Annotated in this window: 22 protein-coding genes; 20 read left to right on the top strand and 2 right to left on the bottom strand. The window is 35.9% G+C overall.

The window, feature by feature from the left end:
* Window positions 1-64 precede the first annotated feature (64 nt).
* A complete protein-coding gene (locus tag BUB90_RS09435; RefSeq protein ID WP_073286609.1) occupies window positions 65-850 on the top strand; it encodes an ABC transporter ATP-binding protein in 786 nt (261 codons plus the stop codon).
* Between the two features lies 1 nt (window position 851).
* Complete coding sequence (locus tag BUB90_RS09440) at window positions 852-2138, top strand: MFS transporter (protein ID WP_073286614.1); 1287 nt, start codon at window positions 852-854, stop codon at window positions 2136-2138.
* Between the two features lie 6 nt (window positions 2139-2144).
* Here the strand turns inward: BUB90_RS09440 and BUB90_RS09445 are convergent, their stop codons facing one another.
* Window positions 2145-2618 carry a hypothetical protein gene (locus BUB90_RS09445; protein WP_073286617.1) on the bottom strand — a complete coding sequence of 158 codons (474 nt, stop codon included), beginning with the start codon at window positions 2616-2618 and terminating at the stop codon, window positions 2145-2147.
* A gap of 319 nt (window positions 2619-2937) precedes the next feature.
* Here BUB90_RS09445 and thiS point away from each other — a divergent pair, with 319 nt between their 5' ends.
* From thiS to BUB90_RS09535, 18 genes are all read left to right on the top strand, one after another.
* Entirely contained in the window at window positions 2938-3135 is a 198-nt protein-coding gene (gene thiS / locus BUB90_RS09450) for a sulfur carrier protein ThiS (RefSeq protein ID WP_073286620.1), read from the top strand.
* A complete protein-coding gene (gene thiF, locus BUB90_RS09455) occupies window positions 3135-3776 on the top strand; it encodes a sulfur carrier protein ThiS adenylyltransferase ThiF (RefSeq protein ID WP_073286623.1) in 642 nt (213 codons plus the stop codon). Before thiS ends, thiF begins: the two co-directional genes overlap by 1 nt.
* Window positions 3777-3903: 127 nt before the next feature.
* Entirely contained in the window at window positions 3904-4710 is an 807-nt protein-coding gene (locus tag BUB90_RS09460) for a thiazole synthase (RefSeq protein ID WP_073286628.1), read from the top strand.
* A gap of 14 nt (window positions 4711-4724) precedes the next feature.
* On the top strand, window positions 4725-5894 hold the full coding sequence (gene thiH, locus BUB90_RS09465; protein WP_073286631.1) for a 2-iminoacetate synthase ThiH: 1170 nt from the start codon (window positions 4725-4727) through the stop codon (window positions 5892-5894).
* Complete coding sequence (locus tag BUB90_RS09470; RefSeq protein ID WP_073286634.1) at window positions 5887-6456, top strand: thiamine phosphate synthase; 570 nt, start codon at window positions 5887-5889, stop codon at window positions 6454-6456. The genes thiH and BUB90_RS09470 overlap by 8 nt, the downstream gene beginning before the upstream one ends.
* An 83-nt stretch (window positions 6457-6539) precedes the next feature.
* Entirely contained in the window at window positions 6540-7424 is an 885-nt protein-coding gene (locus BUB90_RS09475; RefSeq protein ID WP_073286637.1) for a YdbT family protein, read from the top strand.
* A gap of 177 nt (window positions 7425-7601) precedes the next feature.
* A complete protein-coding gene (locus BUB90_RS09480; RefSeq protein ID WP_084139176.1) occupies window positions 7602-9158 on the top strand; it encodes an alkaline phosphatase in 1557 nt (518 codons plus the stop codon).
* A gap of 3 nt (window positions 9159-9161) precedes the next feature.
* Window positions 9162-10355 carry a YibE/F family protein gene (locus tag BUB90_RS09485; protein WP_073286640.1) on the top strand — a complete coding sequence of 398 codons (1194 nt, stop codon included), beginning with the start codon at window positions 9162-9164 and terminating at the stop codon, window positions 10353-10355.
* A gap of 546 nt (window positions 10356-10901) precedes the next feature.
* Entirely contained in the window at window positions 10902-11723 is an 822-nt protein-coding gene (locus BUB90_RS09490) for an amidohydrolase family protein (RefSeq protein ID WP_073286645.1), read from the top strand.
* A 59-nt stretch (window positions 11724-11782) separates the two neighbouring features.
* A complete protein-coding gene (locus BUB90_RS09495) occupies window positions 11783-12406 on the top strand; it encodes an HD domain-containing protein (RefSeq protein ID WP_242952517.1) in 624 nt (207 codons plus the stop codon).
* Window positions 12407-12616: 210 nt separating this feature from the next.
* Complete coding sequence (locus BUB90_RS09500; protein WP_073286649.1) at window positions 12617-13693, top strand: substrate-binding domain-containing protein; 1077 nt, start codon at window positions 12617-12619, stop codon at window positions 13691-13693.
* Window positions 13683-15164: a sensor histidine kinase gene (locus BUB90_RS09505; protein ID WP_242952518.1), complete on the top strand. Its 1482-nt coding sequence runs from the start codon at window positions 13683-13685 to the stop codon at window positions 15162-15164. The genes BUB90_RS09500 and BUB90_RS09505 overlap by 11 nt, the downstream gene beginning before the upstream one ends.
* A 40-nt stretch (window positions 15165-15204) precedes the next feature.
* Entirely contained in the window at window positions 15205-16803 is a 1599-nt protein-coding gene (locus BUB90_RS09510; RefSeq protein ID WP_073286657.1) for a response regulator transcription factor, read from the top strand.
* Window positions 16804-16805: 2 nt separating this feature from the next.
* Complete coding sequence (locus BUB90_RS09515; protein WP_073286660.1) at window positions 16806-17843, top strand: substrate-binding domain-containing protein; 1038 nt, start codon at window positions 16806-16808, stop codon at window positions 17841-17843.
* A gap of 365 nt (window positions 17844-18208) precedes the next feature.
* Complete coding sequence (chvE, locus tag BUB90_RS09520) at window positions 18209-19318, top strand: multiple monosaccharide ABC transporter substrate-binding protein (RefSeq protein ID WP_073286664.1); 1110 nt, start codon at window positions 18209-18211, stop codon at window positions 19316-19318.
* A gap of 118 nt (window positions 19319-19436) precedes the next feature.
* Window positions 19437-20978 (top strand): multiple monosaccharide ABC transporter ATP-binding protein, encoded by a 1542-nt coding sequence (mmsA, locus tag BUB90_RS09525; protein WP_073286668.1) that lies wholly within the window; start codon window positions 19437-19439, stop codon window positions 20976-20978.
* A gap of 63 nt (window positions 20979-21041) precedes the next feature.
* Window positions 21042-22214 carry a multiple monosaccharide ABC transporter permease gene (gene mmsB, locus BUB90_RS09530; protein WP_073286672.1) on the top strand — a complete coding sequence of 391 codons (1173 nt, stop codon included), beginning with the start codon at window positions 21042-21044 and terminating at the stop codon, window positions 22212-22214.
* 443 nt (window positions 22215-22657) lie between these two features.
* The gene (locus BUB90_RS09535) at window positions 22658-23599 is read left to right on the top strand and encodes a tRNA dihydrouridine synthase (protein WP_073286676.1); all 942 of its coding nucleotides are present in this window, start codon (window positions 22658-22660) and stop codon (window positions 23597-23599) included.
* A gap of 193 nt (window positions 23600-23792) precedes the next feature.
* Here BUB90_RS09535 and BUB90_RS24280 read toward each other — a convergent pair.
* Window positions 23793-23970 (bottom strand): transposase (locus tag BUB90_RS24280; RefSeq protein ID WP_073286680.1); only part of this gene is annotated, 178 nt, incomplete at its 5' end.

Raw genomic sequence — 23970 nt, forward strand, 5'->3', positions numbered from 1 at the left:
TAAGAATAATTTGATTCACTCAAACTTCGCGCCTGAAGTTTTTGATTCATTAATGGAGGATATGATGGAAGCAATTGAAGTTAAAGGCTTAGATGTTGCCTATGAGCATAAATATATAATTAAGAATATGAATTTAGAAATCCCTAAGGGAAAGATTACGATGATTATTGGGTCTAACGGTTGCGGGAAATCCACATTACTAAAATCAATTGCTCGTATTCTTACTCCGCGTAAGGGTGAAATTAAATTAAATGGTATCAGTATCAAAGAACAAGCGCCCAGAGAGATTGCCAAGAAGATGGCGGTATTACCACAAAGTCCTATTGTTCCATCTGGTTTATTAGTAAAAGAGTTGGTTTCTTATGGACGTTTTCCATATCAAAGTGCTCTAGGTGGTTTGAAACAAGAAGATATCGATAAAGTGAACTGGGCTATGGAGGTTACAGGAATTGCAGATTTTGCTGACCGCGCGGTAGATAGCTTATCTGGTGGACAAAGACAACGTGCTTGGATTGCCATGGCATTAGCACAAGAGACGGAAATTCTTGTTTTAGATGAACCAACAACATACCTTGATATGGCGCACCAATTTGAGATTTTGTTGTTATTACAGAAGTTAAATCGAGAACAAAATCGTACGATTGTTATGGTATTACATGAGTTAAACAATGCAACCAAATTTGCTGATAATATCGTAGGTGTGAAGGACGGTAATGTTGTATTCAAGGGGAAACCACTTGATGTGATAACGAAAGAAAATCTATATACCTTGTATGGAATAGATGCGAAGTTACAAGTAGACGAGACAAATCAGTATCCGATTTGCGTGGATTTTGACGTGAGGAGATGACATGACAGAAAAGTTATATCATAAGAACTTTAACATATTGGTTCTAGGGCAAATCATTTCGCTGTTTGGAAGTTCCATTCAGCGATTTGCTTTGTCCTTGTACCTATTAGATCTTACTGGGTCAGCAGGGATCTTTGCAACAATATTAGCGATTTCTATGATTCCAGTTGTATTAATAGCGCCGATTGCAGGAATGTTAGCGGACCGAGGCAATAAGAAGCGATTAATGGTGATATTAGACGTAACCAGCGGTGTTTTATTGATAGGATATCTGGTACTTAAAGTACAAGGTGGTAATCAGACTATAATAATTGCTGTATTAATGGTATTATTGTCAACGATTTCGACTATATACCAGCCAGTAGTTAATACCTGTATTCCGCTCCTTGTCCATGAGAATCATCTAATACGTGCCAATGCAATCATTCAACAAGTGGCATCCCTTAGTAATTTCCTTGGACCAATACTAGCAGGGGTATTATATGGCACATTTGGTATAACTGGTGTAGTTGTGATTAACATGGTTAGTTTTTTGTTTTCAGCAGGAATCGAATTACTGTTAGATATTCCAGAAAGAGACAAAACTAAAGAAGAGATATCAAAAGTAGAAGATACACATTTAAAAGAAAAAGAAAGCTTTATTCAAATATTTAAGAAAGATATGAGAGAGAGTTTTCACTACCTGCGATTTGAGGATAAGATTATCTTTCGTATGTTGTTGTTTTCAGGATTCTATAATCTATTCTTAGTACCAGTTTTTAGTGTGGTTGCTCCATATCTAATAAAAATCACATTAGGATTATCATCTGAAGTATATGGAATAACAGAAGGTTGTATAGCCCTTGGAATGATACTAGGAGGACTTATTATTGCTTGGAAACCTGCTATGTTTCATATTAAAAGAGTTCATAGGCTGTTGTATATTACGTCAGTCTCGATGTTTATCATGGCAGCCGCGGTATTGCTATTTGCGAGTGGCAAGCTTTCGGCGATAGGTAGTGCTATATTCTTTGCGCTAGCTGGTATGCTTATTATGGGCATATTAGGTGTAGCGAATGTATTAAGTGCAGCGTATCTGTATTCGGAAGTGGAAGCTACAAAGCTTGGTAAGATTCTTGCTTTTGGTTCCGCATTTGCGACCTTATGCATTCCGCTTGGACAAATCCTGTTTGGTGGTTTAATTGAGATGTTTGATTCAAGTTTATATTGGCTAATTGGTATAGCTGGGGTTTTCGTACTAATCGTAACGTTATTAGTTCGTTGGAATGTATTGCAGATTAAGGATTAGAGGAAGTTAGTCTTCATCAATCCATCTTTTTAAATACCTAATATCATCCTTTAAATCATCGATTTGATCCTGGTAGGAATAGGAACACGTGGTTACATTGGACTTAGAGGTAGATCTTGTAGCAGGGGTTTGGTTAGAACTTGAATTATTATTTGCTTCAGTAGTACAATCGGGATTATTTGAATTAAAGTTTTTTAGATTATAGCAATTACCAGGGCCAGATTCCATATAAGTTTGTTGTGCACCAAAGATAAGTATGGATTGGCCAACTCCTAATAAAAAGTTACCAATAACATTTTGCTGATTAAGCGGTAGGCATTTAGCTATATCAATCGCTAATAGATTCGAGAGCAGTATAAGACAGCTAGGGTTTAACTTCTGAAAAGCGCAACCAATCTTACAGCAATCTTCTTTGCTATTTATAAAGTTAAGATTCTTATTAATAAAATCTTGGCATTGTTCAAAATCACTTTGTTGCATAACATACCTACTATTACAATTCATTATTATAATGTATAGAAGGATGTAGTAAAATATTCTTTTTTTATAAACAATTAAGTAGGTATAGAAAAGCATACCCTTGACATCATTCAATAATCTGAGTACAATAATTATGAACAAAGATAAAATTGCATACGATAACATAGAGTGAAACCATAGGTTCATGAAGGGGTACACCACCGCGGGTGTATTTCTTTGTGAACCTTTTTTATTATGTTGGAATTGATATTGTGACTGTCCTTGTCACGAGTTTGCAACAAGCAGATTCCTAATTCGTATGGATCAAAAGGAGGTAAGCATGATTCAGTTGAATGGAAAAGAAGTAGAACTGGAAAAACCAATTACTCTTGATAAATTAGTAATGCAACAAGGTTATGTGATAACACAAATCGCTGTTGAGAAGAATGGTGAGATTATTCCAAAGAGTACATGTGGTGAGGAAGTTGTTCGGGACGGTGATGTTATCGAGGTTGTCACATTCGTGGGAGGTGGCTGATGAACGGTTATCCAACGAAGGCAGAGGTTTACGAAGAACTTTGTAGAAGACATACGAGAGAAATCCAAGAGAGATTAGGTAAAGCAAAAGTTGCAGTGGTTGGGCTTGGGGGTCTTGGATCAACAATAGCCATCGCACTTGCTAGGGTTTGGGTAGGCCGTCTACATATAATTGATTTTGACTGCGTAGATCTAAGTAATCTTAATCGCCAACAATATAGAATGATGGACATTGGAAGGTACAAGACCGAAGCATTGAGAGAACAGATTCTTTCGATTAATCCATATCTAGATGTTTTGATTGATACGATTAAGGTTAATGAAAGAAATGTAGAAAAACTATTTTTTGACGATGACATTATCTGCGAAGCATTTGATAATCCAGAGGCAAAGGCGATGCTGGTTAATTCCTTCTTAGAACACTATCCAAACAAGAAAATAGTTGCAGCCTCTGGTATGGCTGGATATGGGAGTAGTAACACGATACATACTAGAAAGGTAGCTAAGAACTTCTATCTATGTGGAGATGAAAAGACTGGTATGGAACAAGCAAACGGATTAATGGCACCACGGGTTGGCATCTGTGCAGCACATGAAGCTAACATGATAGTACGATTAATTCTAGGAGAAGTTGAAGTTTAAATATATTGAATAGACGTTGAAGTCTTAGAGTTACATATTAGTAGCTTTAAACATAGATATGTTATTGATTAAGAATAGATTTTAATTGACTATAAGAGTAGTAAACAGAGAAAGGATAGACATAATTATGAATAGGGATATTGATCAAATAACAAATAAAAAAGATACCTTTACATTAGGCGGACATGAGTTTAATTCTCGCTTTATATTAGGGTCAGGGAAGTATTCTCTAGACTTAATCAAAGCAGCGGTAGAAGAAGCAGGTGCGCAGATTATAACGTTAGCTCTTCGTAGAGCTAATCAAGGGGGAATGGCTAATATCTTAGACTACATACCAAAGGGAGTTACATTACTTCCGAATACATCTGGCGCAAGAACGGCAAAGGAAGCAGTGCGGATTGCTCATTTAGCAAGAGAAGTGGGATGTGGTGATTTTGTTAAGGTTGAAGTAATAAGAGATACGAAGTATTTGTTACCTGATAATCAAGAAACAATTAAAGCAACAGAGATTCTTGCCAAAGAAGGGTTTGTAGTTATGCCATATATGTATCCTGATTTGAATGTGGCAAGGGATTTGGTAAATGCAGGGGCGGCGTGTATTATGCCACTTGGATCACCTATTGGTACGAATAAGGGGATTTGTACGAAAGAATTTATTCAGATCTTAATTGATGAAATTGATTTACCTATTATTATAGATGCAGGGATTGGAAGGCCATCTCAAGCATGTGAAGCGATGGAGATGGGAGCAACTGCGATTATGGCAAACACAGCAATAGCGACCGCAGGAGATATTCCTACTATGGCATCAGCCTTTAAGATGGCAATTGAGTCAGGACGTAAAGCGTATCTAGCGGGTCTTGGTAGGGTTATGGATAAGGGAGCAAGTGCATCTTCTCCGTTGACTGGTTTTTTACAGCCAACAGATAATTAAGGGAGGTGAAGACAATGAAGAAAGAGAGAGAGCATAGAAATGATCACATGGTCTACCTTCCTGACATGGAGATTTTAGATTCCGATATAGAGAAAAGGGTTATTGAGAGAATGAATTCCTATGATTATGACAGTTATACTGCAAAAGATGTTAAGATGGCTCTAGGCCATGAACGATGTACGCTGAAGGACTTTGAGGCATTCTTATCGCCAGCTGCGCTACCATTCTTAGAAGATATGGCTAGGAAAGCAAAATTTGAGACAAGAAAGCATTTTGGGAATTCGATCTATATGTTTACTCCGCTATATATCTCGAATTATTGTGAGAATTTTTGTATTTATTGTGGATTTAACTGTCATAACCATATTAGACGGGCGAAACTTAATGAGGAGCAAATTGAAACAGAGATGAAAGAGATTGCAAAATCAGGGCTTCAGGAAATTTTACTTTTGACTGGTGAAAGTAAGAAGATGTCTGATGTAAAATACATTGGAGAGGCTTGTAAGATTGCACGTAGATATTTTAGTGTGGTTGGACTTGAAGTGTATCCAATGAATTCCGATGAATATGCTTATCTTCATGAATGTGGTGCGGATTATGTAACAGTATTCCAAGAAACTTATAATTCAGACAAATACGAGACACTTCATCTTGCAGGTCATAAGCGAATCTTTCCTTATAGATTGCGCGCGCAAGAGAGAGCTATTCGTGGAGGAATGCGAGGAGTAGGATTTGCGGCACTTTTAGGACTTGATGATTTTAGAAAAGACGCACTAGCAACTGGATACCATGCGTATCTTCTTCAGAGAAAATATCCTCATGCAGAAATCGCTTTCTCTTGTCCAAGGCTTCGTCCGATTATTAATAACGATCGGATTAATCCAATGGATGTACATGAAACACAATTGCTGCAAGTGATTACGGCGTATCGTTTGTTTATGCCATTCGCTAATATAACCATATCAACAAGAGAGTGTGCAAGAGTTAGGGATAACTTAATCGGAATAGCAGCTACAAAGATTTCGGCGGGAGTATCGGTTGGTATTGGAGACCATCAGAAAGAGGAAGAAGCGAGAGGGGACGAACAATTCGAAATCTCAGATGGAAGGACAGTTAAAGAAGTATATGAAGTAATTAAGAATCAGGGACTTCAACCTGTAATGAGTGATTACATCTATGTATAGAGTGCTTGCGATTACTAACAGAAAGTTATGTAAGGAAGATTTCCTCACACAGATCGAAAAGATTGCCAGGGGTAATGTAGATGGTATCATACTACGTGAAAAGGATCTTACAGAGAATGAGTATTATCAATTAGCATCGCAGGTTATAGATATCTGTGAACATTATAAGAAAAGATGTATCTTACATACGTATATTGATGTAGCTCTTAAAATGAAGATTACCAATGTTCATTTACCGCTTAGGACTGCTATAGAGCAGAGTGATAAGATTAGTAGATTTGAAAAGGTCGGCATATCCACACATTCTATAGAAGATGCAATTATAGCCCAGAGACTAGGTGCTACTTATATTACAGCAGGCCATATATTTGCTACCGATTGTAAGATGGGAGTGCCCCCAAGAGGTCTTACTTATCTTAAGGAAGTTTGTAATGTTGTTTCAATTCCTGTGTTTGGAATTGGGGGAATTACCTCTGAGAATGCAAAGGAAGTCATAAATCATGGTGCACAGGGAATCTGTATGATGTCTAGTTTGATGAACGGAACAATTAAAGGTATATAGATGATTGTGGGACAAATTACAGATATTTGCAATTGTCATTCAATGTGTTATAATAGAACCGAATATGCAAGTAATTGTAATTATTGCAAACGAAGGGGGAAAACAAAATTAATACTACATATGTATATCGAAAACATCTTAGACAACCACTGAAGCTATTTCTGGCAGGAGTAGGAGTATTCATAGTATTCGTAATCTTGTTATCTGCTGGTTTACTATTAACAGAATCAAAACCACTTGATCTTGGTTTTGTTGGTGTTTTTGCAACAGTGATATTTTTTGTAGCAGTCTTAATAACGCTAGAGTTATTATTAATCAATGCAGTGCTTTTTAGACGGTTTAAGTATATTAACGTAACGCTAGAGGAACAAGGAATAATCTATACGAATAATAAAAAACAGATATTTATCCCATATGAGGATATCAATCGCATTCAGTTTTCTTCCATAAAATACACAGGAGGTTGGGTGAAAATCGTATATGGAAATGGAAGTGAAAATATACGGTTAACGGTAGTTCTTGAGAATATTGGTGACTTTATGAGTAAACTTAAGCAGAAGCTTGACGAGCGAAATAAGATGGATGTGTATAATGAAAAGAAATACTTTTCTTTTTATAAAACAGGAGTTTTTGCGGATGAAAGTTGGGACAGAGTCTATGGAAATATAGGATCACTAATAGTAACCTGTTTAACGTGTGTTGTAATTACCATTGTAGCTATATTTTCACAAGAAGGGTTTGAATACAATAAAATCTTAATATATGCTAGTTTTCTAGTACCTATAATAGGATATGCAATTGGTGAAATATTAATAGGATTTCAAGTACATAAAAGAGTGAAGGCTGATTTTTATCAGTTATTACCGAGAAACAAAGAATTCGAAAAGAAAGCATTCATGATTGGTAACTTTGGAATGGCGAGTATCTATCTGATCGTTTTGATACTTATCAATGTGACAGTATATTAATTATTAAAACTTAAATTGGTTAATTTACCCTATCTTTACGTAATCTTGTACTAAAACTTAATATTCCTCCCTTAGGATATTAATAAGGTCAACATCTACCCAATAAGTAAACAGTAGAACAAAGTTCTAGAACGTGGTCAGGTGATGCCTATATTGTATAATAGGGAGGAATTTTTGATGGTATGCTTTATTAAAAAACATGCGAAAAAGATAACAAGTTTAGTCTTAATTGGTGCATTAGCTTTATCTACAGTATTCTATGGATTTAGTGATAAGACCAAGACAGTAGAAGCTAAGACAGACAAGACAACAAATGTAACAACTGTAGGAAACACGAAAGCACCAAAGTATGTATTTTTCTTCATCGGTGATGGGATGAGTTTCCCACAAGTTCAAATAACTTCTGATTACCTTGGTGCAATTAAACAAAACTCATCGAGTGAAATACTATCTGGTAACAAATATCTTAACTTTATGAAATTCGATACGGTAGGTTCAGCTGTTACATACGATTCATCATCCTTTTGTCCAGACTCTGCCTCTACTGCAACGTCATTGTCAACGGGGCATAAAACTTACAGTGGTGTAATCAATATGGACGAAACAAAGTCAGTTTCTTATGAAACAATAGCTGAGAAGTTAAAGAAACAACTAGGATATAAAGTAGGCATTATATCAAGTGTTAATATTAACCATGCAACTCCAGCAGCTTATTATGCACACCAAGCGAGTAGAAACAACTATTATGAAATTGGAACTGAGATGGTAAGCAGTGGATTTGAGTACTTTGCAGGTGGTGAAATCAAACAACCAACGGGTGCTAAGAATGATCAAAAGAGCATATATGATCTGGCTAAAACTGCTGGTTATAAAGTGGTAACAACACAGCAAGAAGCGAAAGCTTTGAATTCTAAGTCGGGTAAAGCAATCGTAATTGGTGAGACAATTGCAGATGGTGGAGCTCTTTCTTATGATATTGATCGTAAATCAGATGAATGGTCATTAGCTGAATATGTTAGAACAGGAATCAATGTATTAGATAACAAAAAAGGTTTCTTTATGATGGTTGAAGGTGGTAAGATTGACTGGGCTTGCCATGCTAATGATGCAGGATCAACAATTAAAGATACTGTGGCTCTTGCTGATGCTGTTGATGTAGCTCTTAGCTTCTATAACAAACATAAAGAGGAGACCTTAATTATTGTAACAGGAGACCATGAAACTGGTGGTTTATCAATTGGGTATGCAGGAACAGACTATGATACATTCCTTACTAACTTAGTAAATCAAAAGATTTCTTATGCGAAATTCGATAGTGATTATGTAGCAAACTACAAAAAGAACAATACAGCATTCGAATCTGTATTGCAAGATATCAAGAAAAATTTCGGGTTACTAACCTCAAGCGATGTTGATGCTGCAAAGTATCCAAAACTTGTATTGACAAATTATGAATATAATAAATTATATCAAGCATATCAAAAGACGTTAGGAAAATCTAAGGTAACTTTGGATAAGCAGGAGGAGTATGTCTTATATGGAACGTACGAACCTTTAACTGTTACGATTACACATATACTTAATAATAAATCGGGAATTAATTTTAGCACATATGCACATACCGGACTTCCAGTACCAGTATTTGCGAAAGGATTAGGATCAAACGTATTCGAAGGATACTATGATAACACAAGCGTATATACTAAGCTTGCGTCCTTGTTAAATATCAAATAACATATGGATAAAGTATTAAAGTATAAGAAACATCTGATCGAATCAAGCCCAGTACTAGTAAGTTTGCTAATTCTGTTAGTACTCCTATTCATACCAACTGGATTTGAAGACGCGTTACTCTATAAGGGAACAGAACGTTGCAAAGTAGAGGTAATCCGTGTAGATAATAACAATATATTAGACACTGGCTTGGTTCGATCAGGTGAGCAGACATGTGAAGTGAAGGTACTCGAGGGCAGATTCAAAGGAAGAACGGTTCAAGGCGTTAATGTCTTGAACGGTTCCTTAGAGTCTGATAAGATTTTTGTAGCTGGAGACAAAGCCTTCGTGTTAATTGATTACTCGGGTGAAGATATAAGATATGTTAATATGATTGATCATTATCGTTTAGATAATGAGTTGATTCTTGCTGCTATTTTTGTATTGCTTTTGGTATTATTTGCTGGTAAAACGGGACTACGTGCACTCTTATCCTTTGTCATTACCGTACTTGCTATCTGGAAGGTATTGATACCGCAATATTTACAAGGAAGAAATCCTGTATTAGTAGGCTTGGTAATTACCATATCACTAACTATAATTATTATAGCTCTTGTATATGGGTTCAATAAAAAGACGTTATCGGCGGTATCTGGCTCTATGTTAGGCATTCTGACAACTTGTATATTGGGAATGATCTTCACGGATCTGTTCAATATTCATGGAGCCGTTATGTCCTCCTCAGAGAGTCTACTTTATAGTGGATATCAGCATTTAAGCCTAACTAAGATCTTTATGGCGAGTATATTCATTGGGTCTTCTGGGGCAATAATGGATTTAGCTGTTGATATTACGAGTGCGGTGAATGAGGTAGTTGAAAACTGTCCAACCATTAATAGGTGGGAGGCAATTCGCTCGGGTATTCATGTAGGTAAAGCAGTAATGGGAACGATGACAACAACATTACTATTGGCTTATTCTGGTGGTTATGTGGCTTTATTAATGGTATTCATGGCACAAGGTACACCAATTTTGAATATCTTAAACTATAAGTATGTGGCAGCAGAGATTTTACATACAATAATAGGAAGTTTTGGATTAATTACCGTAGCACCATTTACAGCTATGACAGCAGGAATTTTACTGACGAAGAAGAAAAAAGAGAATGAGAAAGAAGTTTGTCTGGAAATAGATACAGTAGAACAAATAACGGAGTAATAAGAAGCGTAAGTATATTTTTTAATATACTAAGGGCAGTTTTCAATTAAGAAAGCTGCCTTTTTGTATTTTAAATGTTTGTGAATTACTATATAATAGAAGAAACCGTTTAGGCTATTAGATAATAAACTGATTCGGGTGTCAAAAGGCCTCTTTATATTTTGAATCGTCAATTTGCACAATTTATATATAACCTGACTAATGTGATGCAGAACATAGTTTGGTGAGCAACTGTATGAAGTCGTTGGTACTTCGGCTCTGTATTTTAGAGCCTTACGTACCACTACGAACTTCATTCAAGCGAGAGCTGGTTGCGAATAAACTATGTTTTGCATCACATACTCAGGTTTTTGAATGTGCGAATTGACAAAGGCAAGTTTTTTGGAGGGCTTTTGACACCTGAATCATACACTCAAACTTCGCACGTAGTCAGTACTTTGCTGACGTGTTTAGATAGTTTTTCTTATGAACATAGATTAGTTACTCTAAATGAAGTTTTGTATATGCAAAATTTGAGTAAATAAGTATATTAAGGGAGGTAGTTTTGTGATTATTGATACGCATGTGCATATTGGGGATGACAGAAGATTTGTATTGACGGAAGAAATGGTTATGGAGTCTATGATAAAATATAATATTGACTATTCCGTTGTTTCTAATATTGAAGGGGTTGAATTTGATGGAGATTTGAAAGAGATTCCAGGAAGGTTACAAATCACCCAAAAAGATGTTTTTGAGAGAACATTACGTTTTGCTAAGAAGCATTCTAAATATATTGGTGTGATGCCGTGGATAAAACCACATACGGAGACGGTTGACGAAGATTTTCTAAGATTAATGGAGGAGAATCAGTCATTGATACATGGAATAAAACTTCATTCCTTTCATTCAAAGACCGCCATGGATGCGGATTGTGTGAAACCATATATAGAATTAGCTAGAAAGTATGATATACCAATGACTTGCCATACAGGTGGATGTGAGGAAGCGGATCCAATTCATGTGTATAATGCTGCCAAAGCAAATCCAGATGTGCGATTTGTTATGGTTCATATGGGATTAGGCACAGACAATCAAAAAGCAATTAATCTTATGGAAGATGCAGAGAATCTATATGCGGATACAACATGGGTTCCTATGGAAACAACGATTAAAGTAATGGAACGATATGGTAGCAAACGAATTGTATTTGGTAGTGACAGCCCGGTTGATGGTATGGATACCTACTATTGCAATCCGAAAGGAGAGCCATCACTTTATCAAGATTACTTTAACAAATTAGAAGATATAATAGGTAAGGTTGCATATGAGGATTTGATGTATCGAAATGCAATTAAGATATTTAATATATCTGATAAATGTGAATAAAATCAATATGTTGAATGAACACTTATAGATAGTAGAGTTGATTAAGGAGAAAAGTTACCATGTCAATGACAAACCAGTCGGAGAAAGAAAATCCATTTCGCGAAATCACAAAACATTTACTAGAAGATGAAACGCCATCTATCTATCTTAATAGCATATGGAAGGAGTCATGGTTTCAGCAATTTCCTTTTACTATGTTATATGAATTAAGAGGGACAAAACAATCGCCTATACATCATCCAGAAGGTGATGTTTGGAATCATACGTTATTAGTAGTGGATCAAGCAGCAAAATTAAAAGAATTAAGTAAGAATCCGCTGGTATTTATGTGGGCAGCACTTTTACATGATATAGGAAAACCCAAAACAACAAGGGTTAAGAAAGGAAAAATAACAGCCTATAATCATGATACAGTAGGAGAGAAACTTGCGATAGAGTTTCTTGAAGCTTGCGAAAAGGATAGTGAATTTATCGAAGAAGTTAGTAATTTAATCCGTTATCATATGCATATCTTGTTTGTTGTGCGAAACCTTCCATTTGCAGATAAAAAAGGTTTGCTAAGAAAAACAGATGTAAGAGAAGTTGCTTTGCTTGGATATTGCGATAGAATGGGAAGAACGAATCAAGATGAACGAAAGATTAAAGAAGAAGTTAAGCAATTCTACCATCTAATGACGAAATAAGTATTAAAGAATTGCCAAAATCCTCTCCATGTCGAAAATATACCGGTGTATTAAGACTGCCTACTTTTTCATAAGAAATATAAGCAAGGTGTTTTTACTGACGAATAGCATATTCTTGTGCTATGAATCTTCAATTTTTCTTCTTTATTAATACTGAAAAACAATGGTAAAATATAAGAAACAATGATTTTAGGTGGTGAAGGCTGACATATGGACGAAAACGAGAAGGTGGGAACGAATAAGAGATTCATAATGGCTGGTGTGTTGTGTGTAGTGTTTATGCTTACTTGTACAATTGGTGGAATCATATTCTTCAAGATACAGATCAATAAAAGTGCCGCATACCGCCAAGCCAATACATATAAAAGTTACGAAAAATACTATGTAATGATACCATCAGAACAAAAATCCTCTTTTTGGGAAGCTGTGTATGAGGCGGCAGGTGAGATGGCCAATGAAAATGATGCCTATCTAGAGATGTTTGGTACTAATCTTAGCGAAGGATATTCAGAAACACAATTGATGCGCATGGCAATTGAATCTAATGTTGACGGTATTATCTTAGAAGCAAATGAAGCTGAGGAGATGACAGCTTTGATTAATGAAGCAGTAGAGCGAGGAATTCCAGTTGTTACTGCTATGAAAGATAATACGCAAAGTGAACGACAAAGTTATGTAGGAATAAGTAGTTATAATCTTGGCAGAGAATACGGAAAACAAGTACTTGGATTGGTGAAACAATATGAGAAAAGAGAAGGAAATAGTATTGATTCAATCCTTAATGTAATGGTTTTGATTGATGCCAATGCAGAAGATACAAGTCAGAATATGATTTATTCTTCTATTCAAGAGACAATAGAAGGTATGAATAAAAGTGGCCAAAAGATTTCGATTTCTGCCAAAGCACTTAATAGCCAGGGAGCATTTGCAGCAGAAGAAGCAATTCGTGACATCTTCATGGGAGAAGATGAACTTCCAGATATCATTATCTGTTTAAATGAGATTAATACGACTTGTGTGTACCAAGCTGTTGTTGACTATAATAAAGTAGGTGCAATTAATATAATCGGATATTATGATTCTCAAACGATCCTTAAGGCAATCGAGAGAAATGTTATCTATGCAACCGTTTCGGTTGATGCGAAAGCACTCGGAGAGTACTGTTTAGAGGCACTTACGGAATATGATCAGATGGGACATGTAAGTAATTATTACGCCGTTGATACGACAGTAATTCATGCAGATAATGTAAGCGAATATCTAGGAGGTGCTGCTAGTGAAGAATAAACTACTACGTATTACCTTACAGACAAAACTTTTACTAGCATTCGTTGCAACGACACTAATAATACTTATGGTAAATGTGTACATGTATTATAACATCAATCAGATGATAACCCAGTTAGATGAGATCTATCTTAGTAATGTTAGTTTGAATGAACTAACAGAATCCTTGCTTGATGTTCAAGATAATATGACGGATTATCTCAATACGAAAACCTCAGATGCTATGGAGGAATATTATCGCGCGGAACAAGAATATTCCAATAAAATAAATAAGCTGAATAACATAACAACAAACAATCGTTTACAACGAATGGAGAAGAATATCCGTAATATCTCTGATAGTTATCTAGAGATGACAAATCAAACAATTGAGGCTAAGAGAGGTCGAAATGTAGAGAAGTATAAGATTCGATACGAGAAAGCCACGGAGCTATATGAATATATCTGTACCTACATATATAGTTTAAATAATGAGCAGTTTATGGAGAATACGGGAAGTTATAAAATCCTGTCGCTATCCTTACGATATACCGAATATGTTAGCCTAACAATATTACTAGTAATAGCATTTTGCAATATTGTTATAATCACTATTATAACGAAGAGTATCACAAAACCAATTCGTAGATTAGCAGAGAAAGCAAATCAAGTTGCCAAGGGAAATCTTGAAGTGCAATTAGTTGAGGTGCGAACCCATGATGAGATTGCTGTAGTAGGTAAAGCTTTCAATAAGATGGTAATATCATTGAAGGAGTATATTAATCAAATTAAAGATAGCATGGAAAAAGAAAGACAGATGAAGGAAAGAGAGTTTATGATGGAGACGCATCTTAAGGATGCACAGCTTAGATACCTACAAGCACAGATTAATCCTCATTTTCTCTTTAATACTTTAAACGCAGGAGCTCAGTTAGCCATGATGGAAGAGGCTGACCGAACTTATGAATACATACAGAATGTAGCTGAATTTTTTCGATATAATGTGAAGAAGAATAAAGAAACCGTTACATTAGCAGAAGAGATAGAGTTAGTGGATAATTATATCTATATCTTAAATGTTCGATTCTCTGGAGACATTCACTACGAGAAGCGAATAGAAGAAGAAGTGAAAGGTCAGTTGTCACGTATTCAAATACCTAGTATGATTTTACAGCCGATTGTGGAGAATTGTATCAATTATGGGATACGTAATATTGAATGGCAAGGGCTTGTTGTCTTGTCCGTATACGAGAGGGAGAATTATGTATGCATTAGTATTAAAGACAACGGGATTGGAATATCGAAAGAGATGCTTTCTGGTATTATGAACAGTCAATTAAAAGAGTCAGATGTTTCAACGGATTCTAATGGGGTTGGTCTCAATAATGTTATTAGTAGGCTGCAATTGTTCTTTGATGATGAAGATGCTTTTGAAATTCTTAGTGATGGGGAAAACCTAGGAACAGAAGTTATTATTAGCATACCAAATTAGCGCTATTAACTTAAGTAAATACATCGGGAGGAATAGTATAATGTATCGGATTATGTTAGCAGACGATGAAGGCATTGTAATAGATTCTTTACGCTTTATAATTGAGAAGGAATTTGGACAAAATTGCTTAATTAAAGCTGCAAAAACTGGGAGAAGTGTAATTGAATTAGCAGAGAATTTTCGGCCTGATATTGCAATCATGGATATTCAGATGCCAGGTATTAACGGTATTGAGGCTATGCGAGAAATTAAGAAGACGAATCATAATACTTTGTTTATCGTAATCAGTGCCTACGATAAATTTGATTATGCAAAGGAAGCAATTAATCTAGGAGTGCTAGAATATTTGAATAAACCAATAGAACGAAGTAAGATTATTCAAGTACTTAAAAAGGCAATGGTTTTAATAGAAGAAGAACGAGAGAAGAGAAGCAATGAATTAATCATTAAGGAAAAGATGGAAACCGTAGTACCGATTATTGAGAATGGATTCCTATATACAATGCTGTTTCAAGAGTATTTTGAAGAGGATATCATAAACTACAAGCAGTTGTTAGGAATTGAATTAGAATATGGGTTTATGGCAGTGTTAGTTTGTGGTGAGAGACAAGAAGGAAACCATATGACCAATGCAGTGGGGGCAAGCGTTCGAATTCAAAATAGTTATCGTGATGTAAGAGAAACTGTAAGGGAGTATTTCCCTGATATCATTATGGGTTCAGTTATGGCGAACAAGATTGCAATGTATCTACCAGAAAGTAAAGAGAAACTAGATTATAACGAAAGAATTGAGATGATAGAGAAGTCTAGGGAATTAGTAAGAAAGCTTAAGAAACGCACCAATGTTGCGTTTCGCTTAGGGATAGGCTCCATACGTCATATCCATGAAGCTATGACATCTTATAATGAAGCACTGACTTCACTTATTGATACTACGAATACCGTTGCACATGTTGACGATTTACCATTCAAATGTACCTATGCAGATAACTATCCTGTGGATATCGAGAAAAGAATGTTTGAGCGTGTTGAGAAAGGAGATTTGAACGGAACCATTGCAGCAGCCAATAGTTTTTTTAATTGGATGGAGGAGAATTTCTCGACTCATATTACAGATATTCAGTTAAAAGTATTAGAGTTGGTTCTATGGGCAGAACGACTAGCTTATCTTAGTGGTGGTATGACATATCATTTCTTATCGAGAGAGGAGTATCTACCTACCTTACTAAAGTTAGAGTCTTTAGAAGAATTAAGAACCTGGTTTGTAGATAAACTATCAGATGCGTGTAGAAAAATTGTTGTGAAGATTGAAGAACAATCGATTGGAGTAGTAAGTCAGGCAAAACGATACATTGATACTCATTATACAAAAGATATCTCTTTAGATGATGTATCTAGAGAAGTTGATATCAGTCCATATTATTTTAGTAAGATCTTCAAAGATGAGACAGGGGAGAATTTTATCGAGTATGTAACTAATATACGTATAGAGAAGGCAAAAGAATTACTTGAGGACTCTGATTATAGTATGAAAGAAATCTGCTGTATGATAGGTTATTCAGATCCGAATTATTTTAGTAGAGCATTTAAGAAGAATGTTGGGGTAACACCTACAGAATTTAAGGAGGGGAGAATATAGGGATGAAGCGATATGTAGTCGTGTTATGTGTACTTTGCTTACTATGTATGTCAGGATGTAGTAAAGTGGATGGCGAAGAAGAAACTTTGGCAGAAGAGAAAGTAGCTAAGATTCAGATTGGTATGAGTTTTGATTCGTTCGTAATTGAAAGATGGCAACGTGACCGAGATGTATTCGTATCGACAGCAAAGGAACTAGGTGCAGAGGTTAATGTGCAAAATGCAAATGGAGATGCGAAAGAACAGATTGCACAAATCGAGTACTTTATACGTAAGAAAATGGACGTTATTGTTATTATCTGTATCGATTCTAATGAACTTCGTAGTGTAGTGAAGAAAGCAAAGAATGCAGGGATTAATGTAATTGCTTATGATCGTATGATTAACGATTCAGACGTGGATCTATTCATATCCTTCGATAATGAGATGGTTGGTACAATGATGGCAAAATCGATTGTAGAAGCAGGACTAGAGAAAAAGAAGGTAATCATGATTTGTGGTCCCACAACTGATAACAATGTATTCTATGTAGATACTGGTTTTCGAAACGTTATGGATAAAGAAGAAGTGGAAATCCTTGATGTTATCAATTGTGAAAGTTGGAAAGCGGAACTTGGAGGAGATTATGTCTATGCTAATATAAACTTAATAGAACAGTCTGATGGGATTATGTGTGGCAATGATAGTATCGCTACGCAAGTCGTCAGAGCTTTGGCTGAGAAACGCCTAGCAGGTAAGGTTTATGTTGTAGGGCAGGATGCTGACTTGGAAGCTTGTCAAAGAATTGTGGAAGGTACTCAAGTTATGACCGTCTATAAGCCAGTTGAGAAATTAGCACAAACAGCAGCAGAATACGCTATTAAGTTAGCTAAGAAGGAACCAATCGATGGTTTGAAGACAATGAAGGATGGAGACGAGGAAGTTCCTTATGTATTCCTAGAGCCGATTGCCGTAACGAAGGATAATATGGATGAAGTAATCATCGATAGTGGATATCACTTGAAAGAGGATGTCTATCTGAATGTACCAAACGAAGAATGAATAATACTAGTATATTAGTCAGTATAAGAAAAAAGAATAGTATATTTTATAGGGTGCTAGTGCATAGGAAAGATATGTGCTAGCACCTCTTTTTAGTAGGACTGATATAGCACTAAAATATGAAGAAGGAGGCAATCTTATACTATTCCTTTCGTGATATAGTTAACTTAAGTCAATAGGGAAGCTCTAATGACCAACCTGTACTTGTGTATTGGCAACGTAGATGCAAAACTCTAAGTCACATAGTGTTGCGTCTTTTGTGTTAAAGTACGCCAGCAAAGATGCTTTGATAATGTATAGGAGTTTTGTTCAAAATCTAATACACAAATACTACATAGTTTTTTATAAGAAAGGGAGGATAACACATGAAAAAGAAATTACTAAGTATCTTACTAACCGTTGTAATGGTTACAGCCGTATTCTCAGGTTGTAGCAAGAAGAATGTTAAGGACACTCCAGATGACACGAAGGAAACAACTAGTTCAGTTAGTAACGATGTAGGTTTAGTCGGTGTTGCGATGCCTACTAAAGATTTGCAAAGATGGAACCAAGATGGAACTAACATGGAAGCAGAATTAAAAGAAGCTGGTTACAAAGTTGATCTTCAGTATGCATCAAATGATATCCAGACACAAGTTTCACAAGTAGAAAACATGATTTCCAACGGTTGCGAATTACTTGTTATAGCTTCCATTGATGGAGATTCGCTAGGAACTGTACTTGCACAAGCCAAAGAAGCGAAAATCCCAGTTATCGCTTATGACAGATTAATTATGAATTCAGACGCAGTAACATATTATGCGACGTTTGATAACTATATGGTAGGAACAAAACAAGGTGAATATATTAAAGAAGCGTTAGACCTTGATAATGCAGCAGGCCCATTCAACATGGAAATCTTCACAGGCGATCCTGGTGATAACAATGCAAAATTCTTCTACAGTGGTGCAATCGATGTATTACAACCATATATTGATGCTGGTAAAATCGTAGTCCCTTCTGAACAAATCGATTTTGCTACAGTTGCTACAGCTAACTGGGCAACAGATGCAGCCCAATCAAGAATGGAAAATATATTATCTTCATACTATTCAGGTGGTGCGAAATTAGATGTTGTTCTTTGTTCCAATGACTCAACTGCACTTGGTGTAGAGAACGCTCTAGTGGCTAACTATACTGGAGAATATCCAGTTATTACAGGCCAAGACTGTGATATTGCTAACGTTAAGAATATGATTGCAGGAAAGCAATCCATGTCTATTTTTAAAGATACTCGTACATTAGCTACACAAGTTGTATCTATGGTAGATGCAATCATGAAAGGTGGAGAAGCACCAATTAATGATATCAAGAGCTATGATAATGGAACAGGAATCATTCCTTCCTATCTTTGTGAGCCAGTATTCGCTGATGCAAGCAACTATAAAGAATTATTAATTGATTCTGGTTATTATACAGAAGATGCATTGAAATAGAGTGCTTATTCAAGTCGTGGAAGGACTGGCAGATTTGTCAGTCCTTCCACGGATTAGGTATTCTTATGGACACGATAGATGTTTTTGATTGTAAGGCAAGGAAAATGGAGGGATTTAATTGGCTGAGATAATTTTGGAGATGAAGGATATAACTAAGACATTTCCAGGTGTGAAAGTTCTTGACAATGTGAATTTGCAAGTTAAAAAAGGCGAAATTCATGCATTGGTAGGAGAGAACGGAGCTGGAAAATCAACACTAATGAATGTGCTAAGTGGAATCTATCCATATGGTACATATGAAGGTGACATTATCTATGAAGGAGATATATGCAAGTTTCAACAGATTAAAGATAGTGAAGACAAAGGAATTGTAATCATTCATCAAGAACTAGCTCTGATTCCATATATGACAATTGGTGAGAACATGTTTCTTGGTAATGAAAGAGGCTATAAATTTAATATTAGTTGGAGTGATACATATGGCAAGGCTGATGAATATCTCAAAATTGTGGGATTAAAGGAATCATCAAAGACATTGATTAAGGATTTGGGCATTGGTAAGCAGCAATTGGTAGAAATCGCGAAAGCGTTAGCAAAGAATGCTAAGCTTCTTATACTAGATGAGCCAACTGCCTCATTGAATGAATCAGACTCCAAAGCGTTGTTAGATCTATTATTACAATTTAAGAAGGAAGGACTTTCTTCCATCATCATATCACATAAATTAAATGAGATTTCTTATGTTGCTGATCGTATTACGGTTATTCGAGATGGTTCAACAATAGAAACATTGGATAAAACGAAAGGCGAGGTATCAGAAACAAGAATTATTAAAGGTATGGTAGGTAGAGAATTAACTGATAGATTCCCTAAGAGAGAAAAGAAAAACATCGGAGATATCTCCATGGAGATTAAAGACTGGAGTGTATATCATCCACTTTATACGGAACGAAAAGTTGTAGATAATGTTAGTATGTATGTTCGTAAGGGAGAAATCGTTGGAATTTCAGGTCTTATGGGTGCTGGAAGAACAGAATTAGCGATGAGTGTATTTGGAAGAAGTTATGGAACGAATATCTCGGGCAGCATTACTATTAATGGAAAAGAGGTATATCTAAAAACGGTTAAGGAAGCAATTCGCCACAAATTAGCGTATGTTACAGAGGACCGTAAAGGAAACGGTCTCATACTTAGTAATTCAATTAAAATCAACACCACTATGGCCAATATGGCTGAGATAAGTAAACATAAGGTTATTGATAAAGATAAAGAATATCGTGTAGCTACTGAGTACAAGGATAAATTACGAACCAAGTGTAGTTCAGTAGAACAAAAGGTAGGTAACTTAAGTGGAGGGAACCAACAGAAAGTATTATTAGCTAAATGGATGTTTGCAGATCCAGATATATTGATACTAGATGAGCCAACAAGAGGAATTGATGTAGGTGCGAAATATGAAATTTATTGCATTATGAATCAATTAGTTGCTGAGGGAAAATCAGTTATTATGATTTCTTCTGAACTTCCAGAAGTACTGGGAATGTGTGACAGAATCTATGTTATGAATGAGGGCAGAATTGTTGGTTCGTTGGAAGCAGACAAGACGTCACAAGAAGAGATTATGTCATGCATACTGAAAGAAAATAATGAGAAGGATTAATTATTTAGGAACAGCAGAAAAAGTTAGTAACTATATAGTTATCATTAGAGAGGAGTTTGGAATATGGATAAGGCAAAATTGAATGAAGGCATGAAGAAATATACCATGGTTATTGCATTGCTATTTGTTGCTATGTTTTTCACCTGGCAAACAGGAGGTAAGTTACTACTTCCTCAGAATGTGAGTAACTTGATTGCACAGAATGCATATGTATTTGTTTTAGCTACAGGTATGTTACTGTGTATCTTAACAGGTGGTAATATTGATTTATCTGTTGGTTCCGTTGTTTGCTTCGTAGGAGCAGTGGGTGCAAAATTGATGGAGAGTATGGGAGTGAATCCCGTGATAGCAATCTTAATAATGTTAGTAATCGGTACACTCATCGGTGCCTGGCAAGGTTTTTGGATTGCATTTGTACGGGTTCCGCCTTTCATTGTAACCTTAGCCGGTATGTTAATATTCAGAGGATTATCCAATGTGGTATTAAACGGTCAAACGGAGTCTATTACATCAGGAGGGTTTGTAAAAATCTTCGGTGGTGGTGCTAACTGTTATATCCCTGATATATTTGGTATCGAGGGCTTCAATCTTACTTCTATGTTAATTGGTATCATTACGTGTGTCATCTATATTGCTATTCAAGTAGCAGGTAGAAGAAATCGAATCCGTAAGGGTTATGCAACAGATAGTTTGAAATCAATGATTGTGAAAACTATAATTATATGCGCCGTTGTATTAGCATTTACATATAAGATATCGATGTATCGTGGTATTCCTACAGCATTAATATGGGTAGTAATTGTAGTCTTAATCTATGGATATATAACCTCAAAGACAACAACTGGACGTTATTTCTATGCGGTAGGTGGTAACGAGAAAGCAACAAAATTATCTGGAATTAATACCGATAAAGTTTACTTCCTTGCATATTGTAATATGGGCTTATTAGCAGCACTTGCTGGAATGTTAACAATTGCACGTATGACATCTGCACAGCCTACATATGGACAGAATTACGAAATGGATGCGATTGGAGCTTGTTTCATCGGTGGAGCTTCTGCATACGGTGGTATAGGTACGGTACCTGGCGTAATCGTAGGTGCGGTATTGATGGGCGTTATTAATTTAGGTATGTCAATTATGGGCGTAGATGCTAACTATCAAAGAGTCGTTAAAGGGTTAGTTTTATTGGGCGCAGTAATCTTTGATGTTCTTAATAAGAAATCAAACAAGTAATGGTTAGAGTGTCAAAAGCCGCTCGTAAAACTTGCCTTCATCAATTTGCACATATAAAACTTGACGAATGTTATGTCGAACGCAGTTCGATGAGCAACTGTATGAAGTCGTTGGTACTTAGGCTCTGTATTGTAGAGCCTTATGTACCACTACGAACTGAATCCAAGCGAGAGCGTGTTGCGAGTGAACTACGTTTGCCATAACATGCTCGCACATAAATTTGTGCAAATTGACGAACCCAAAACTAAAATTAGCTTTTGACTCTCTAACAGTAATTTATTAAAGAATTAGAATCTCATATAGAAGTTTTTTATAATACATTGTATAATACTAAAGACATGAGTTAGGTAGTTAAACTAGGACAATGGGGCTAAAAAGAAGTTCAAATTGGAGCCATTGAACTAAGTTGACAGAATCGACTTTAAAGAGGAGAGTTTAAGACTATGAGATTTTATTTCGCACCAATGGAGGGTGTGACCAGGCACATATACCGTAATGCCTTTGTCAAATATTTTGGAAAAGTGGATCGTTATTTCGCACCCTTTGTGTGTGCCAATCAATCAGGAAATTATAAAACAAGAGAAATAACAGATATCCTACCGGAGAACAACATCGGAATTGATTTAGTGCCACAGATTCTCACTTGTAATGCAGAGGATTTTATTCTTGCTTCTAAGAAGATGAAATCGCTAGGGTATGGCGAGATTAACTTGAATCTAGGTTGCCCTTCGGGAACGGTTGTCTCTAAGAAGAAGGGTTCGGGATTCCTAGCATATCCGAAGGAGTTAGACGAATTCTTAGAAAGAATATTCACGGAGAGTGAGACTAAGATATCAATTAAAACTAGAATCGGGAAAGATGATCCAGAGGAGTTCCATCGCTTACTGGAGATATATAATAAGTATGAGATGGAAGAATTAATCATACATCCGAGAATACAAAAGGATATGTATAATAATAAGCCAAATCTAGATGTTTTCGAAGAGGCGGTTACGCTAAGTAAGAATATATTATGTTATAACGGAGATATCTGCACGGTTGATGATTATCATGCTATTACAAAACGTTTCCCTACTATAGATCGAATAATGCTAGGAAGAGGCTTAATTGCAAATCCAGAGTTAATCTTAGAGATTATGGGAGAGGCAAAGAAGGATAAAAAAGCTTGGAAGGAATTCCATGACGAAGTATACCATGGATACCAAGAAATTATGTCTGGCGATAGGAATGCATTATTCAAGATGAAAGAATTTTGGTTTTATATGAGTAAGATGTTTACTAATCATGAGAAATACATGAAGAAGATTCGTAAAGCACAAAAGGCTAGTGAGTACGAAGAAGCAGTTGCTAGTTTATTTCGTGAACAAGAGCTGATTCAAGCATGAAATAACATGTCGTTATGGCTATAAGAGAGAGTAAAGGGGCTGTAAAAAAACTCCCTTAATAAACAAGGTCACTCACATTAGCTGATGCGAGTGACCTTGTTTTATCTTTTATAGTCTTTCTCTTGAAAAAATGAGTATACGAACCAAGCCTTCTCTTAATACAGGCTCTAAAGCAGTTCGTTCTGCCATATTTTTATACAACAAGCGGGGTTCTGTTCCTCTTGTTATGGTATTTATAAAGGTTAAAGCCACACGAAATCAATGTAAATTCCAAAATAACTGCTTTTTCACCTTTTCGGAACAGTCGTTTATAAGCTCTGTCCCACTTAATTATTCCAAATGTTCCTTCAGACTGTATGCTTCGGTTCATA

Origin of the sequence: Anaerosporobacter mobilis DSM 15930, from assembly GCF_900142955.1 — a bacterium.
Classification (GTDB): domain Bacteria; phylum Bacillota; class Clostridia; order Lachnospirales; family Lachnospiraceae; genus Anaerosporobacter; species Anaerosporobacter mobilis.

What these genes read in the sequence shown, in the direction of transcription:
- BUB90_RS09435 (WP_073286609.1), top strand. Translation starts at nt 65, where the DNA reads ATGGAAGCAATTGAAGTTAAAGGCTTAGATGTTGCCTATGAGCATAAA.
- BUB90_RS09440 (WP_073286614.1), top strand. Translation starts at nt 852, where the DNA reads ATGACAGAAAAGTTATATCATAAGAACTTTAACATATTGGTTCTAGGG.
- BUB90_RS09445 (WP_073286617.1), bottom strand. Translation starts at nt 2,618, where the DNA reads ATGCAACAAAGTGATTTTGAACAATGCCAAGATTTTATTAATAAGAAT.
- thiS (WP_073286620.1), top strand. Translation starts at nt 2,938, where the DNA reads ATGATTCAGTTGAATGGAAAAGAAGTAGAACTGGAAAAACCAATTACT.
- thiF (WP_073286623.1), top strand. Translation starts at nt 3,135, where the DNA reads ATGAACGGTTATCCAACGAAGGCAGAGGTTTACGAAGAACTTTGTAGA.
- BUB90_RS09460 (WP_073286628.1), top strand. Translation starts at nt 3,904, where the DNA reads ATGAATAGGGATATTGATCAAATAACAAATAAAAAAGATACCTTTACA.
- thiH (WP_073286631.1), top strand. Translation starts at nt 4,725, where the DNA reads ATGAAGAAAGAGAGAGAGCATAGAAATGATCACATGGTCTACCTTCCT.
- BUB90_RS09470 (WP_073286634.1), top strand. Translation starts at nt 5,887, where the DNA reads ATGTATAGAGTGCTTGCGATTACTAACAGAAAGTTATGTAAGGAAGAT.
- BUB90_RS09480 (WP_084139176.1), top strand. Translation starts at nt 7,602, where the DNA reads ATGGTATGCTTTATTAAAAAACATGCGAAAAAGATAACAAGTTTAGTC.
- BUB90_RS09485 (WP_073286640.1), top strand. Translation starts at nt 9,162, where the DNA reads ATGGATAAAGTATTAAAGTATAAGAAACATCTGATCGAATCAAGCCCA.
- BUB90_RS09495 (WP_242952517.1), top strand. Translation starts at nt 11,783, where the DNA reads ATGTCAATGACAAACCAGTCGGAGAAAGAAAATCCATTTCGCGAAATC.
- BUB90_RS09500 (WP_073286649.1), top strand. Translation starts at nt 12,617, where the DNA reads ATGGACGAAAACGAGAAGGTGGGAACGAATAAGAGATTCATAATGGCT.
- BUB90_RS09510 (WP_073286657.1), top strand. Translation starts at nt 15,205, where the DNA reads ATGTATCGGATTATGTTAGCAGACGATGAAGGCATTGTAATAGATTCT.
- BUB90_RS09515 (WP_073286660.1), top strand. Translation starts at nt 16,806, where the DNA reads ATGAAGCGATATGTAGTCGTGTTATGTGTACTTTGCTTACTATGTATG.
- chvE (WP_073286664.1), top strand. Translation starts at nt 18,209, where the DNA reads ATGAAAAAGAAATTACTAAGTATCTTACTAACCGTTGTAATGGTTACA.
- mmsB (WP_073286672.1), top strand. Translation starts at nt 21,042, where the DNA reads ATGGATAAGGCAAAATTGAATGAAGGCATGAAGAAATATACCATGGTT.
- BUB90_RS09535 (WP_073286676.1), top strand. Translation starts at nt 22,658, where the DNA reads ATGAGATTTTATTTCGCACCAATGGAGGGTGTGACCAGGCACATATAC.